The following is a 16113-nucleotide window of genomic DNA, read 5'->3' on the forward strand; positions in this document are numbered from 1 at the left end:
AGAAAAAGGCGAGATTGAGGGCGGATTATCTGACTTTTATACTAAAAAAAAATATTATTTTCAGTATTCGATTGTCAGAAATTTAACTATATTTGTCTCGATAATTTGATGTCTTATATGATGTCGGAAACAGTTTGTTCCTATTTTTTTGCATAATAGGATGTTAAATTAAAAATTAGTGTTACTTTTGTGAATATTAAGAAGAAGTATAACCCAATTAAACAATTAGTTATGAATAAAAAACTCTATTTACCCTTATTATTGGCTGTTTTAGTGGCCTTTGTAGGATGTAAAAAAATGGGTGGATTATCGGCAGATTACTTTACCGTAACTCCCTCTCCACTTGAAGTTGTAGGCGGAAAGGTTGCCGCAACGATTACAGGAAAATTCCCTGAAAAGTATTTCAAAAAGAAAGTTACGGTTACCGTTACTCCTTATTTGGTTTATGAAGGAGGCGAGACTGCAGCTGCTTCATATACTTATCAAGGAGAAAAAGTGAAAGGAAATAATCAGACTATTTCTTATAAATTAGGTGGAAATATCACAATGAAGGCTTCATTTGATTATATTCCTCAAATGAGAAAATCTGATTTATATCTTGCTTTTAAAGTACAAAAAGGTTCTAAATCTTATGATTTGCCTCGTGTAAAAGTTGCAGAAGGAGTGTTGGCTACAGCCGAAATCAGCAATGCAGCTACTGTAAAACCTGCACTTGCAGCAGATAAATTCCAACGTATTATCAACGAAAGCCGTAAAGCAGATATTTTGTTCTTGATTCAACAAGCTAATATCCGTGCAAATCAGTTATCTACTGATCAGATGAAAGAATTCCACAACGAAGTGGCTAATGCTGCCAGCGCTGCAAATAAAGAACTTAAAGGAATCAATATTTCTTCTTATGCATCTCCCGATGGTGGTGTTGAATTGAATACCAAATTGGCTGAAAACCGTGAAAAGAATACGGTGAAATATATGAACGAACAGTTGAAAAAAGGCAATATCGAAACTGATATGACTGCTGAGTTTACAGCTCAAGACTGGGAAGGTTTCAAAGAATTGGTTGAAAAATCGAATATTCAGGACAAAGACCTTATCCTTCGTGTTCTTTCTATGTATTCAGATCCCGAACAACGTGAAAAAGAGATAAAGAATATGTCAAGTACATTCAAAGTATTGGCTGATGAAATTCTTCCTCAATTGCGTTATTCAAGAATCACGGCAAGTATCGATATTATCGGTAAATCAGATGCTGAAATCAGTAAACTCGCTGCTTCTGATCCTAAGTCTTTGACGTTGGATGAATTATTATATGCCGGTACGTTGACCGATTCTAAAGATGACAAAATCGCTATCTATAAAAAAGCTGCAGAAATTTATCCGAACGATTACCGTGCTTATAACAATGTAGGTATGGCTTATTATCAGAAACAAAATGTAGCTGAAGCAGAAAACTGGTTCAAGAAAGCTGCTAAGATCGATCCGAAAGCTCCGGAAGTTCAAATGAACCTAGGTTTGATCAGCTTGGCTAAGAATGATTATAATAAAGCAGCTCAAGAATTCGGTAATGCTGCAGGTATCGATGAATTGAAAGAAGCTACCGGTGTTCTTTATTTGAAGAAAGGTGAATATCAGAAAGCTGTTAAAGCATTCGGCGATACAAAGAGCAACAATGCTGCTATTGCACAGATCTTGACTAAAGATTATAACAAAGCTAAGAATACATTGTCTTCTATCAACAACGGAAAAGACGCTACGACTCTTTATCTGTTGGCTGTTGTAGGTGCTCGTACAAACAACGAAAAGATGGTTAAGGAAAATCTGCAAAAAGCTATCAGTTTGGATAATCAGATGAAGGCTTTTGCTGCTGCAGATATTGAATTTGCAAAATATGATATTTCTTCTTTGACGAAATAAAAAGAGTGTTTTCTTATTAAACAAGAAGAGTACCCGAATTCGGGTACTCTTTTTTATTTGAAGTCGTATTACTTTTTGCTCAAGATGTTAATGGATAAAAGTTATTCAAGAGTTTAAAGATTTCAAACAATTCGGGATTTACTGTAGGCAGATGGCGAATGTTCGGCAGAAAATATGGTATAAAAGGCCTCTTGTTTTTCAGATAAGATTTATGTTATCTTTTTTCTGAAATGATTAACAGACATTTTGTTTATTTTTGTCTATTGAATAATATCTCTTTGTTTACCTTGCATTAAGTATTTATGAAAAATGTAATCAATCAGATAGATCTTTGTATCCTATTTCTGACGATACCATATGTATTTTGAAGAAACATGTGGAATTATGCCGTTTCCCTAAAAGATTTCAGTTGATAAAAGTTGATAGTTTCTGTAAGTTCGCTTATTTTATTGAAGAAGGAGCGACCCGTTCTTTTTGGTTGGTGAACGGGGAAGAGATAACCACGTCTTTTTCTTGCGAAGGAGGTATTGTATTCAGTATGGATGAACTTTATTATAATAGAATGAGTGAAGAGTTTGTGGAGACTCTTGAGAATGTCGTGACCTATAAAATATCATTGGATGATTTGTTGCATCTTTTCCGGACCAATATAGAATTGGCTAATTGGGGTAGGATTATTCATCAAAATGAGTATCGACGTTTACATCGTTCGCACAAAGATCGTCTTACATTGTCTGCAAAAGAGCGGTATGAAGAATTCAAGCGTCAATTTCCTCATATATACCAGCGGGTACAATTGGGGTATGTCGCTTCTTATTTGGGTATAACTCTCCCGACATTGAGTCGACTTAGAGCCCAAAAATAATATTTAAGAAGGCGAATTTGATGTAGGACAATCGAAATACGATATAAATATCGTAATTTTGAACTCCGATTGTCAGAGCCAAAGAGTCTGTCTGAATTTTATTCGGGCCAGGCTTGAGAGTTTCTTTTGAGGATGTTTTTTTGTGTTTACGAGGTTGATAGTGGGCTATCTGACAAGTGAAAACAGGAAAAAAGATTAGAAGAAAACACAAAAATGACCTGACAATATTTTTTGTCGGAAAGCTTATACAGGCTCTAAGTAAAACTTAAATTCTAAATATATATGCAAAAAACATTATCTTCTTCTGCATTTTCAGATTCAAAACCTCATTATGAACTTCTTGATGGATTAAGGGGTGTCGCAGCTCTTTTGGTGATATGGTATCATGTTTTTGAAGCTTTTGCAACAAGTCCCATAGATCAGAAATTTAATCATGGATATTTAGCTGTCGATTTCTTTTTTATTCTGTCGGGGTTCGTTATAGGATATGCTTATGACGATCGTTGGAAGATGACAATGACAGTGAAGGATTTTGTGAAACGCCGGTTGATTCGTCTGCATCCGATGGTTGTTATGGGGGCTATTTTAGGAGCTTGTACATTTTATATACAAGGTAGCGAAAAATGGGATGGCTCGCAAGTCTCTTTATCAGTGTTAATGCTTGCTATGCTACTCAATCTTTTTCTTATCCCAGCAATACCCGGTTCGAAGGTAGAAGTTCGGGGAAATGGAGAGATGTATCCTTTAAATGGTCCGAGCTGGTCTTTGTTTTTTGAGTATATAGGAAATATCCTGTATGCTTTATTTATTCGTCGATTGTCTACCAAGTCACTTGCTTTGCTTGTTTCATTGTCCGGAATCGGATTAGCTGCATTTGCGATCTCCGGCCTTTCGGGTTATGGACATTTAGGGGTAGGTTGGACACTTCTGGATTATAATCTGATCGGAGGTTTTTTACGTTTGATGTTTTCGTTTTCCGCAGGTTTGCTTATGTCTCGAGTCTTCAAACCAGTTAAAATCAGAGGCGCTTTCTGGATTTGTAGTTTGGTGATTGCCGTATTACTCTCTGTCCCGTATGTCGGTAATAAAGAATTTTCGTGGATAAATGGTATTTATGATTCGGTGTGTGCTATTTTGCTTTTTCCGTTATTGGTCTATTGGGGAGCATCTGGTAAAACAACAGATAAATGGACATTAAAAATATGTAAGTTTTTTGGAGATATATCTTACCCTGTGTATATTGTTCATTATCCTTTTATGTACCTTTTTTATGCATGGGTGTGGAATAATGATCTGACATTTGGGCAAGTGTGGGCGGTAGTTTTGTTACTTTTTTTCGGAAATATTTTGCTCGCGTATCTTTGCCTGAAGTTATATGACGAGCCTATAAGAAGATGGTTGAGCAAGAGATTTTTATCTAAAAAATAACGATTGTTTTTTTAGGATAACGACCGGATAAAATCGAGCTGCTCTTTTTGCATTTTTCTCAATGCTACGATGCAAGAAATTTTAAACAGGCATTTGGTTCGCTTTGGCAATATAGTTCTTGATGTTGCTTCTCTAGTTTATCTGTTATTGCTTATTTACGCCCAACCAAGTCCATTTGTGCCAAATAAGTTCTAATGGCCCTTGTTTATGTTTCGACAACCACCATTTGCAGAACTTTACTTGCAGTAGGAATGTAAAAAATCCGATTAATAAACTGACTGTATATCCGCAATATGGTGCGAGGTACAAGCCAAATGGAAAATAAATAATTGCTCCTATTATAGATTGGGCGATGTAATTGGTAAGGCTCATTCTACCATAAAAACATAAATTGTTGACCCTATTATGAAACTTCTTGTTTTGGTAAAGAAGTATGAAAGATGCTACCAAGACCAGAGTAAAGGCTAATTTTTGCCACATGTCAAATGCCGTTCCTGCTGTTTGTCGTATGATTGGAGTATTGTCCATAATAAGATCTTTCAATGTATATAAAGGTGCAAATGCAATAGCGGAGACAATCAGTATCTTTACCCAGAAATGGAGATTTTTTTCGGAAGAAACGAAAAGTTGCTTTTTGCCGATATAGAAACCTAATAGAAATAATCCTGCTGTTTGGAAAAAGCGTCCTGCGTTTATGGCCCATAACAAACTGGCTTTTTGTCCTAATGTGATGTTTCCTAAGATGAAATCCCAAAAATTTCCGCCTTTTATATATTCTGCTACTTCTGCATACATTTCGCCTACTTTGAGGTTAGGCAACCGGTGTGTCGGGTTTATCAGATTGGCGATATAATGATACCATTCGATGGGTTGCAACAGAAAAATGACAGAGGTTATGATAATGGCTTTGTTACTCCAATTTCGTGTAAAAAATAATATCGGTCCTGTCACTACGAATAACAGTAAGACATCTCCTGCCGGGAAAAAGGCTGCATTTAATGTTGCGAAACCGACTAACAATATTAAACGCCAGAGGAAACGATAGCCGAAATCTTTACCCCGTTTTCTTTGATTGTTGGTTTGTATGTAGAATGTAAATCCGAACAAAAGAGCGAAGATGGCATAGGCTTTTCCCGCAAAAAGAGAAAAAATTCCGTTGAATATATACCTTGATCTAAGATATTCAACCAGTTTGGCGAGTCGGTCGGATAAACCGGAAAAATGAAATGTTCCAGATTATGAACCAAGATGATTGCCATTACAGCAAATCCTCGTAGAGCATCTACGACTTCAATACGAGAATTTTTGTTGATGAGCTGTTCCATGTATGATTTGTCGGTAATTTTAATATTATGCGAATTGAAATTTTATTTGTATCATCTTTATTTATTTTTTCGACAAATACAGTCTGTCAGGTGATCGTTGATGAATCCTGTCGCTTGTAGATAAGCGTAGCAAATAGTAGTTCCGAAGAATTTGAATCCCCGTTTTTTCATGTCTTTGCTCATTGCATCGGATTCGGGAGACGACACGGGTATTTCACTTAATGACTTGAATTTGTTAATTATCGGTTTTTTATCAGGGAAGAATGATAATATATAATTATAAAAGCTCCCGAACTCTTTCTGTATGGTGAGAAAAAGTTTTGCATTTGTAATTGTAGATTTGATTTTTAGACGGTTTCGTATAATGCCGTCAAATTGCATTAGTTGTTCTATGTCTTCTGAAGTCATGCGTGCAACTTGTTCTACGTCAAAGTGATGAAAAGCTTTTTTGTATCCTTCTCGTTTTCTGAGAATGGTAATCCATGCCAATCCGGCTTGGGCACTTTCAAGAACCAGAAATTCAAATAATGTTTTATCATCGGTAACAAGCCTGCCCCATTCTTCGTCATGATATTTTATATATAGCTCATCTGTTCCTGCCCAGTCACAGCGTGTATTTATTATGTCTTTCATTATCTTGATGTATAAAATTCTATTATTGTTAGTCTGATGTTATTAATATATGACCTTTGAGAGTGACGATGTGAATTTATAAAAAAATTGTGGGTTTTGCTATATTGGAAAGTAAAAAAGCCGGTTTGTTATGAGATGAAACCGGCTTTTTCAATTGGGTTAGCTTCTTGTATATATTGGTAATGCTTTTTTGAATGATTGCGTGATTCGAATGCAAATTTCCGTTTAAACGGACTATTTTATTTTTGAAGCGATAGAAGCTGCTATTTTTTCCATTTTTTCAGAAGACACTTTTAACTTCTCCTTTGAGAAGTACATGTCTGTTTCCTTGTTAATAGGGATTAGATGAATGTGGGTATGCGGGACTTCCAATCCCATAACGGCTACTCCTACACGTTTACAGGGAATCGCTTTTTCGATAGCCTTGGCAACTTTCTTTGCAAATAAGGTCAGTCCTGAATAATCTTCGTCTGACATGTCGAATATGTAATCTCCTTCTGCCTTGGGAATGACTAATGTATGACCTTCTGCTAAAGGATTGATATCGAGAAATGCAAAATATTTCTCGTCTTCGGCAATTTTGTAGCATGGAATCTCACCTGCTACGATACGACTGAAAATAGTTGGCATAGTTATATTTATTTGAATTAAGTATTTTTTGAAAAACTGCCCGCAACGTACGGTAAACTATAGGATATGTACGCAGGGGCAGTCTGTATAGCAAGAACGACACCGTCCGGGCATCAAACCCGAGGTGTCGTTCCATTTTAAATCGATATATCGATAATTTCGAATGTCATAATTCCTGACGGAACTTGTATTTCTGCAATATCTCCTACTTTTTTCCCAAGTAATCCTTTCCCTATCGGTGTGCTTACGGCAATCTTTCCTTCTTTCAAATTTGCTTCGCTTTCCGATACGAGCATATATTGCATAACCGCGTTATTTTTTGTGTTCTTTATTTTTACCTTATTCAGTATCTGTACGGTATGAGTGTTCAGTTTTGTGTCATCGATCATGCGTGCATTTGCGACTTTATCTTTTAATTGGGCGATTTTCATTTCCAATAGACCTTGCGCCTCTTTTGCCGCATCATATTCCGCATTTTCCGAGAGGTCGCCTTTATCACGAGCTTCCGCGATTTGCCTTGATATTTCAGGCCTTTTTACAGTTTCGAGAAAAGTAATCTCTTCAAGCATTTTTTTATAACCTTCTTCGGTCATATAAACAATAGCCATAATTTTGATCTCCTATAGTTTAATTTTTAATTGTTTTGTCTTCTGTGTTATAAAACAAAAAAGAATTCCCGCTGTTAAGCCGGAACTCCTTTTTGTGTGTTCTCTATTGCAAAGATAAGTTCTTTTTTTTACTTTCCAAATAAAAACGACAATCTTTCTAACTTTCTCTGAATAAAACTTTTATTTTAGAACTATTCTTTATAGGAGTTTTTGAATCTCTCCTGAAATTGATTCTATTGAAGCTATCCGTTTTTGTATTGCACCTGTCCTGTCGATAAGAAATGCGCTCGGAAGATTTTTTACATTGTATAAATTCGCTACGGTAGAGTAGATGCTGGCCTCATCCCGTACGCATATCCATGGAAGATTTGATGCCGATACTTTCCAGAAATTTTCATTATTGTCTAAAGATACTTGATAAATTTCAAATCCTTTGTCTCTGAATTGTTTATATATTTTGGCAAGTAAGATATTATATTCCGGTGAATAATCGGTTTGATAAGCTGTAAAATCGAGTAAAACAACTTTTCCTTTCAGATCTGATAACTTCTGTTGTTTCCCTTTGATGTCAGGCAACGATATATCTATCAGAGATGCCTCTTTTGCTTGTTCTAACAAAGTCGGCTGTTTTAGTTGTCGTTCGGCTTGAAGAGAAGCTATGGCCATATTGTAAAGTTGCTTGGCTCGATGTGAGCCTTTATAATATACATCGTACGCATTTGCTACGGCACGGATGGCTTTACTGTCTTCTTTGTCGAACGGATCGAAAATTATGTTTCCGTTAACTTGCTGGAAAATGGCAAAATAAGCGGCTTTTGATTTGGGGTTTCCGTATATAATAGGTAAGGTCGTTTTTTTGTATTGATCGAGAGCGTTTAATAACCTTTTGGCGTTTGCTATTCGGATGCTGTCCGAAGTTCCGGTATTACTTAAAATTTTATCAACTTCATTTTTTAATAGACTTCCTGCTTTAGAAACTTCTTGTATTTGTTTATTTTCTTCCGACCCTTCTACAGAGTAATCCGTAAAAGATTTGCCGGATGTCTGAAAAGTGACGGTTTCTGTAGAATCTATGGCAAAGTGGATATATGAACTGTCGAGGCGTAACCTGTAAAATTCGGGGAATTCGGTTTTCGGAGCGTAGAATGTGAACTTTCCGTCCGACTTCAATTTTATAGAATCCAAAGTGACGATTTTGTCGATTTGCGTAGCTTCGAAATAGAGCGTTTTTCCTTCTGCGTCCGAAACATTTCCCGTTACGGTAAAATCATTGCGGTGGCAAGCCGAAAAGGTCACGATAACAGTTAATAGATAAAGGTACTTTTTCATAAGATATTTTTATGCTTTTCTCTTTGCAAAGATATATTTTTTCATAGAACAAACCGCATTTTATAAATTTAAAGACCCAAAATAGAGATTTTACTGTAATAAAAGGTGAAAATAGAGTGTTCGATAAGATTTTTCTTTCATTTTCACCTTGTTGCACTTAAACTTTAATTATCTTTGCATGAATTTGGAAAGAAAGTGAACAAGAAAAAATTTTATGATTAATCCTATTAAGAAAACGATCGATTTAGGAGATGGAAGAACCATCACGATCGAAACTGGAAAATTGGCTAAACAAGCTGACGGGGCAGTAGAAGTCCGAATGGGTAATACCATGCTTTTGGCTACCGTAGTGTCGGCACAGGAAGCCGGCGAAGGGGTGGATTTTATGCCCTTACAAGTAGAGTATAAAGAGAAATATTCAGCTTACGGGCGTTTCCCGGGAGGTTTTACAAAGAGAGAAGGCCGTGCTTCGGATTATGAAATCTTGACGGCACGTTTGGTTGACCGTGTATTACGTCCTTTGTTCCCTGATAATTATCATGCAGATACGTTCGTAAATATAATAATGTTTTCTTCCGACGGTCACGATATGCCCGATGCATTAGCCGGATTGGCAGCATCAGCAGCCCTTGCCGTTTCTGATATCCCGTTTAACGGTCCTATCTCTGAAGTTCGTGTTGCTCGTATCGACGGACAATTTAAAATTAATCCTACATTCGAAGAGTTGGAAAAAGCCGATATCGATATTATGGTAGGAGCGACTATGGAAAATATCATGATGGTAGAGGGAGAAATGGATGAAGTTTCGGAAGCAGAATTGCTCGAAGCGATGAAAGTCGCTCATGAAGCTATCAAGAAACAGTGTCAGGTGCAAATCGAATTGGCGGAAGCTGTCGGTTCTACTGTAAAACGTACCTATTGCCATGAAGTGAATGACGAAGAACTTCGTAAGGATGTTTGGGAAAAATGTTATGACAAGGCTTATGCTATAGCACAGTCTGGTAATGCGAATAAACATGCTCGTTCTGAAGCTTTTGAAGCTATCGTAACCGAGTATCTTGCCGGGATGGATGCTGAGGCTGCCGCAGAAAAGGAAGCTTTGGTAAAACGCTATTATCATGATGTCGAGAAAGAAGCTGTTCGTCGGTGTATTTTGGATGAAGGGAAACGCTTGGACGGTCGTACTACGACTCAAATCCGTCCTATCTGGTGTGAGGTGGACTATCTTCCAGGACCTCACGGATCGGCAGTATTTACACGTGGAGAAACTCAATCTTTGTCAACAGTAACATTGGGTACTAAATTGGATGAGAAAATTGTTGACGATGTGCTGGATCAAACTCGTGAGCGTTTCTTACTTCATTATAATTTCCCTCCGTTCTCTACCGGTGAGGCTAAAGCGCAAAGAGGAGTCGGCCGTCGGGAAATCGGTCATGGTAATTTGGCAAATCGTGCATTGAAACGGATGATCCCTAAAGACTATCCTTATGTGATTCGTATCGTGTCGGATATTCTTGAATCAAACGGTTCCTCTTCTATGGCAACGGTTTGTGCCGGAACTTTGGCATTGATGGATGCCGGAGTTAAAATCAAGAAGCCTGTATCCGGTATCGCTATGGGATTGATTACGGATAAAGATAATGTGAAATTTGCTGTATTGTCCGATATACTTGGAGATGAAGACCATCTTGGAGACATGGACTTTAAGGTAACAGGTACAAAAGACGGTATTACGGCAACTCAAATGGATATAAAAGTTGACGGACTTTCTTATGAAGTACTTGAAAAGGCTTTAGCACAAGCTCGTGAAGGTCGTATGCATATACTTGGTAAAATTCTTGAAACGATACCAGAACCGCGTCCTGACATGAAACCTCATGCTCCGCGTATCGAAACTTTGACTATTCCGAAAGATATGATCGGTGCGGTAATAGGTCCGGGCGGGAAAATTATTCAAGGAATTCAAGAAGCAACAGGAGCTGTTGTTACGATTGAAGAAGTGGATAATATCGGACGTATCGAGATTGCTGCACCTTGCCGGGAGTCTATTGATGCGGCTCTGTCCAGAATCAAAGGTATAGTGGCTGTTCCCGAAGAAGGAGAAGTTTATACCGGAAAAGTAAAATCGATTCTTGCTTTTGGTGCATTTATTGAGTTTATGCCGGGAAAAGACGGTTTGTTGCATATTTCGGAGATAAGCTGGGATCGCATTGAATCGATGGAACAGTCTGGAATTAAAGAAGGAGATGAGGTTACGGTTAAGTTGATCGAAATCGATAAAAAGACCGGAAAGTTCCGCCTTTCTATGAAAGCATTACAACCTCGTCCCGAACGTCAAGACAAACGTGACCGTTCGAAAAAGGAAAACAAAGATTAATTATTTGTAGAAAGATTCTTGTAAAATAAGAATAGGGGTGTTGACACTTTGATGTGTCCCCAAGTTATGGTTAAACATTGTTGAAATACACTCTTAGATCGGAATAAAGCTCGGTATTGTACCGAGCTTTTTCCATTTACTGAATATCCCAATTTAAATCTGAAATAAAAAACAGAGGCCATCTCAAATTCAGCCTGAATTTTTGGACAGCCTCTTCTTTGTAGTGCGTACGAAACGTTATTTTACCAACATCTTGCGTCCGTTTACAATGTATATGCCTTTAGGAAGGTTTTCCAAAGCTCTGTCATTGCTTACTTTGTGACGAATCAAAACACCGTCAATCGTGAAAACGTCTACTATGGTATTGTCGGTCGTTACGTTCTCGATACCGAGTTCTTCTTCTTTTTCTGCGCTTACAATCATAGCGTTGTTAATCTTGGTATTGCTCGAAATCGGAATTTTGACATTCTGTTCGTTTTCGTACAAGTATAGTTCGAGCGAGTAAGGTATCTCTTGTCGCAGATTGGCCGTAGAGCCGAGCGGTGTGAGGACAAGGGTGGTTATGTCTCCGTTTTCCAGTGAAGCAACAGTACCGGTCAATGTAGCTCCGGTCTGGCCGTCCCAAGGTTGCTTGAAATATGCGCGGAATTCTATGTTACTTACGTTTTCGAGAGCTTGCAGTTTTACATAAAGTTTGAGATTTTCTATAGATGTGAAATTCTCGTGTTCGAAACTGATAGGTGCGGTTACGTATATTGTCGGTGTTTTGTCCGAAATGGTAAGTTGCGGTGCTTTGCTTTGGCCCGTAGCCGCTTCTATGCGTATCCATTCTGTGGTGCCGCTTATTTGGTAAACTGGCCATACTTCGAATGTGCCGTTCTTTACAATATCGCTCGTGTTCAGTAGCAATGCGCTGAAACGGTTACCCGGAGCAAAGGTGTAGTCGGTTATACCCACTATAATTTTCTCACCTGTTGCCACATCGGTCAATTCTAATCCCATGTAAACTTCCTCGGTGTTGGAGATATTTATCATGTTTCCCGAAACGAATAGTTCATCACCGCGAGTTGCTGAGTTTTGTGAAATGGTAATGGCGTCTTGTGCAACAACACCACTGCTGGCTTTAGCCGGCTTTAGTCCTGTTATAATACGCTGGTCGTTGCGGTAACCTTGACCGTGAAGTCCTGCTCCGGTATAAGGATTGAGGGCATCAGTACCCGATAGGGCAAAGTGCCCGTTAAAAGTACCTTCCCATCCCCAATTAATATGGGAAAGGCCATCTTTGTAACCATCGCAAACGAACGTGTGTCCGCTGCCGCTATCGTCATTACCGGAGTAGAAAGCCGGAAGTCCTGCTTGTAAGTCGTTGTATACAAGCGTTTCCCATTCATCATCGTTAGTAATGTTGCTGCGGCTTATTTCTGCTGCAGTTTTTGCATATCCAAAGTAATCTTGAAATGAATAAACGGCCCAGTTCAATGCGCCGGCTGTGCCTATGTTTGTGTCATTGAAAAGCGAATTTACGCTAATTGCACAGTCGAACATCAAAAGAGCCACTGCATCGGCTTGCTGTTGTGTGTAGCCGGAACGGTATGAGGGCAACATGGCCGCATAATCGTATGTGTGCTCAGCAAAGTTGCTTTCCTTGTGTTGCTGTACTTCTTTGCCGTTTACGTCTATCGAGTAGTCGTAGCTGTACGATCCCGTGCTCTTTTCGGGCCATTTGTGGAAATACATGATTTGCGACATTGCAGTGGCTACACATCCGGTTACAGCGGGTGAGATACTTGTACCATTACTGTAACTGCAAAGTTGATTGAACGGGGCTTCTTGTGACCATTCGGTTTCGAGCAAGGGCTTTATTCCTGTTTTTACGGCTTTAGCGGCGTGTGTTTGCTCTGTAACTTCTGGCATGGAGCATACTGCCTTTATTTGTCGTGCGTATTCGCCAAGTCACCAGCGCATGTTTGCGGGCAGTGTTGAGGGATTGTATGAACCCTTGTCTACGTATGCAAGTATCTCTGTTACGCGATCGTCGGCAGCGGTAATGATAAAACCGCCTCTAGTTATGTTGAACACGTAGTAGAGAGGAGTATTGGCAGCGCTCTCGGTGTATACGAGTTCCAAGTTTGTGGCAATAGCCTTTTTGTCGTATTCAGTGTTGGCAATAAAATTTTTAGCCGTCGATAGAGCGTCGGTAACTTCAATTTTATGGGCATCTAACTGCTGTGTAATTGCAAGTAAAAAAGTTACAACCAGTAGTTTTTGTAAAATTTGTTTCATTCTGTTGTGGTATTAGTGGTTAAATATGATGCGTATGCAGTTGTGTACAAATCTGATTTTTGTAATGTTAATCATGTTTGGTAAATATAAGAATTGAATTTGAGATTAACAAAGTAGTTTGAAATATTGATTTCTATATTATTATGGTTTTCGATATTGGCTAATTTTGGATCAAAATTAAGGTCGTGATAAAAGTTTTGTCGGGAGAAAACGTGGAAATGACTTGATAATGTTCGCTTATTAGAAAAATCAGACAGTTTCTATGAGCCTATAATACCAGTTTTGAGTAAATGTTTTTTACTTTATTGATTAAATAAAGTTATTTAAGATTCGTGAGGTTTATCTGGAGAATCGTGGTTTGTAAAAGATAAGGAGAATTGCTCTCTAAAATTTTCGTTATTTTCTTTTTCTGAAAGATTTAATTCCTGTTTTTTTTGTGCACTAAGTATTGATTGGGCGAATGTTTGGTCGTTTTTTACACGAGTCAAGGCTATTTGTGCTGCATTTTGTTGAGCTTCTTTTTTAGAATAGCCGATCCCTATTCCACATGGATTTCCGGCGAGAATTGCTTGAAACTGAAATATGGGATTATTTTCTTTGTCAGTAAAGGCTTCGATGAGAGAGAACGATACATCGATACGGTTTTTTTGTCCCCATTCTATCAATTTTGATTTGAAATTGACTTCTTTCCGTGCAATTACCGATAAATCTATATAAGGTGCGATTATGCGGTCTTGGATAAATGTTTTGCATGTTTCATACCCTTGATCAAGATATATAGCTCCGATGAAGGCTTCGAAAGCATTGCCGTAAATATAATTGTTATGAGTATTTGTCCGGATAGAAGTCTGTACGAGTTTATCCAATCCCATTTTTATGGCAATGTCGTTCAGTGTATCTCTTTTTACGATTTTTGATCGTGTATTGGATAAAAAGCCTTCTTTTTTATTCGGAAATTTATTGAACAGGATATCTGAGACAACTGCGTCGAGAATTGCATCCCCTAAAAATTCTAATCGTTCGTTGTTGATTCGTTGCCCTTCTTGGGTACGGATATCCGATGAACGGTGGACAAATGCCTGTTCGTATAAATTTATGTTATTGGGGTAGAATCCGAGTATTTGATAAAACAAAGAATACGGCCCTTTGTGCTTTTGCACAAAAAGCCGTATTCTTTTATAAAAGTTCAGAAACACGTTATCCTTTGAATTTCTTTACGATGATGCTTGCATTATGACCGCCGAATCCGAAAGTATTGGACAGAGCTACATTAACAGTCCTCTTTTGAGGTTTGTTGAATGTAAAATTCAATTTGTAATCAATTTCCGGATCTTCGTCTCCTTCGGTAAAGTTTATTGTCGGAGGAACGATGTCATTTTCAACGGTTTTTACACAAATCATAGCTTCAATAGCTCCGGCTGCACCTAATAAGTGTCCGGTCATCGATTTGGTTGAACTTATATTCAGCTCATAAGCATGATCTCCGAATACAGATTTGATCGCCTTAACTTCCGATATATCGCCTACCGGTGTCGATGTACCGTGTACATTAATATAATCTACTTCTTCAGGCTTCATCTCTGCATCACTCAGGGCATTTTGCATAACTAATTTTGCTCCGAGACCTTCAGGGTGAGTTGCTGTCAAGTGATAGGCGTCTGCAGACATACCGCCACCGACAACTTCTGCATATATTTTTGCTCCACGAGCTAAAGCGTGATTCAATTCTTCGAGTATAAGGCAAACACCGCCTTCTCCCATAACGAAACCGTCACGGCTAGCACTGAATGGGCGAGATGCCGTTTGGGGATCTTCATTGCGGGTCGAAATGGCGTGCATTGCGTTAAATCCACCGATTCCTGCTACGGATATTGCTGCTTCAGCTCCACCAGTTACGATAACATCGGCTTTTCCTAAACGAATATTATTGAATGCATCGATCAGGGAATGAGTAGATGATGCACAAGCCGAAACCGTTGCATAGTTAGGACCATGAAATCCGTAAATCATAGAGATATGACCGGCAGCGATGTCGGCAATCATTTTAGGGATGAAAAACGGATTGAATTTAGGGCCGCGTTCTATATTGGTAAAGTATCCGCCAACTTCTTCTTCAAAAGTCCGTATACCACCGATACCGGCAGCAAATATAACTCCCACCCTGTTTTTATCTACTTTTTCAAGGTCTAAAGCCGAATCTCCGACAGCTTCTTTTGCTGCAGCAACAGCAAATTGCGCATATCGGTCGAATTTGCGCACCTCTTTTTTATCGAGATAAAGTGTAGGGTCGAAATTTTTTACTTCACAAGCAAACTGTGTCTTGAATTGTGAAGCATCAAAATGAGTAATAGGTCCGGCACCACTTACTCCATTCAACAGGGCTTCCCAAGTTTCATCAACGTTGAGTCCCAATGGCGTAACTGCCCCCAGACCTGTTACAACAACTCTTTTTAATTCCATAAAAGTAGAGTATTCAGTTACTTCGCGTTAGCTTCGATGTATGATACAGCATCGCCAACAGTTCCGATTTTTTCTGCTTGATCATCAGGAATCGTGATACCGAATTCTTTTTCGAATTCCATGATCAATTCTACAGTGTCAAGAGAATCTGCTCCAAGATCGTTTGTGAAGCTTGCTTCTGGTGTAACTTCAGATTCTTCTACTCCTAATTTGTCAACGATGATTGCTTTTACTCTTGATGCAATTTCAGACATAACTTCC

The 16113-nt window shown here is 38.4% G+C and carries 13 protein-coding genes and 1 pseudogene; 4 read left to right on the forward strand and 10 right to left on the reverse strand.

All coding sequences use genetic code 11. The features are described 5' to 3' along the window. The first annotated feature begins 231 nt into the window (after positions 1 to 231). The 3 genes from AC1WHX_RS04645 to AC1WHX_RS04655 all read left to right on the forward strand — a co-directional run bounded on the left by AC1WHX_RS04645 (position 232) and on the right by AC1WHX_RS04655 (position 4207). Positions 232 to 1914, forward strand: a complete 1683-nt coding sequence (locus AC1WHX_RS04645; RefSeq protein WP_031258149.1) for a tetratricopeptide repeat protein — start codon at positions 232 to 234, stop codon at positions 1912 to 1914. A 364-nt stretch (positions 1915 to 2278) separates the two neighbouring features. Beyond that, complete coding sequence (locus tag AC1WHX_RS04650; RefSeq protein WP_481228906.1) at positions 2279 to 2779, forward strand: Crp/Fnr family transcriptional regulator; 501 nt, start codon at positions 2279 to 2281, stop codon at positions 2777 to 2779. Positions 2780 to 3061: 282 nt separating this feature from the next. Beyond that, the gene (locus AC1WHX_RS04655; protein ID WP_302544824.1) at positions 3062 to 4207 is read left to right on the forward strand and encodes an acyltransferase family protein; all 1146 of its coding nucleotides are present in this window, start codon (positions 3062 to 3064) and stop codon (positions 4205 to 4207) included. 144 nt (positions 4208 to 4351) lie between these two features. Here AC1WHX_RS04655 and AC1WHX_RS04660 read toward each other — a convergent pair. From AC1WHX_RS04660 to AC1WHX_RS04680, 5 genes and pseudogenes are all read right to left on the reverse strand, one after another. After that, positions 4352 to 5532 (reverse strand): annotated as a pseudogene (locus AC1WHX_RS04660) (DUF418 domain-containing protein). Between the two features lie 57 nt (positions 5533 to 5589). Further along, positions 5590 to 6165, reverse strand: coding sequence for a DNA-3-methyladenine glycosylase I (locus AC1WHX_RS04665; RefSeq protein ID WP_122338255.1), 576 nt, complete (start codon positions 6163 to 6165; stop codon positions 5590 to 5592). Positions 6166 to 6399: 234 nt separating this feature from the next. Further along, a complete protein-coding gene (locus tag AC1WHX_RS04670) occupies positions 6400 to 6795 on the reverse strand; it encodes an HIT family protein (protein ID WP_009318246.1) in 396 nt (131 codons plus the stop codon). Between the two features lie 137 nt (positions 6796 to 6932). Next, positions 6933 to 7403, reverse strand: coding sequence for a transcription elongation factor GreA (gene greA / locus AC1WHX_RS04675; RefSeq protein ID WP_009318245.1), 471 nt, complete (start codon positions 7401 to 7403; stop codon positions 6933 to 6935). A 198-nt stretch (positions 7404 to 7601) separates the two neighbouring features. Beyond that, the gene (locus AC1WHX_RS04680; RefSeq protein WP_022599955.1) at positions 7602 to 8732 is read right to left on the reverse strand and encodes a TlpA disulfide reductase family protein; all 1131 of its coding nucleotides are present in this window, start codon (positions 8730 to 8732) and stop codon (positions 7602 to 7604) included. Positions 8733 to 8946: 214 nt separating this feature from the next. Between AC1WHX_RS04680 and pnp the strand changes: the two genes are divergently transcribed. Further along, positions 8947 to 11109, forward strand: coding sequence for a polyribonucleotide nucleotidyltransferase (pnp, locus tag AC1WHX_RS04685; protein ID WP_009318243.1), 2163 nt, complete (start codon positions 8947 to 8949; stop codon positions 11107 to 11109). A 237-nt stretch (positions 11110 to 11346) separates the two neighbouring features. Here the strand turns inward: pnp and AC1WHX_RS04690 are convergent, their stop codons facing one another. From AC1WHX_RS04690 to AC1WHX_RS04710, 5 genes are all read right to left on the reverse strand, one after another. Beyond that, a complete protein-coding gene (locus AC1WHX_RS04690) occupies positions 11347 to 13023 on the reverse strand; it encodes a C10 family peptidase (RefSeq protein WP_302544825.1) in 1677 nt (558 codons plus the stop codon). A 39-nt stretch (positions 13024 to 13062) separates the two neighbouring features. Further along, entirely contained in the window at positions 13063 to 13392 is a 330-nt protein-coding gene (locus tag AC1WHX_RS04695; RefSeq protein WP_302544826.1) for a Spi family protease inhibitor, read from the reverse strand. A 323-nt stretch (positions 13393 to 13715) separates the two neighbouring features. Then, positions 13716 to 14552, reverse strand: coding sequence for a ribonuclease III (gene rnc, locus AC1WHX_RS04700; protein WP_009318241.1), 837 nt, complete (start codon positions 14550 to 14552; stop codon positions 13716 to 13718). A 37-nt stretch (positions 14553 to 14589) separates the two neighbouring features. Further along, the gene (gene fabF, locus AC1WHX_RS04705; RefSeq protein ID WP_009318240.1) at positions 14590 to 15852 is read right to left on the reverse strand and encodes a beta-ketoacyl-ACP synthase II; all 1263 of its coding nucleotides are present in this window, start codon (positions 15850 to 15852) and stop codon (positions 14590 to 14592) included. 17 nt (positions 15853 to 15869) lie between these two features. After that, on the reverse strand, positions 15870 to 16106 hold the full coding sequence (locus AC1WHX_RS04710; RefSeq protein WP_009318239.1) for an acyl carrier protein: 237 nt from the start codon (positions 16104 to 16106) through the stop codon (positions 15870 to 15872). Positions 16107 to 16113 lie beyond the last annotated feature (7 nt).

The sequence above is a fragment of the Coprobacter sp. genome (assembly GCF_982436375.1).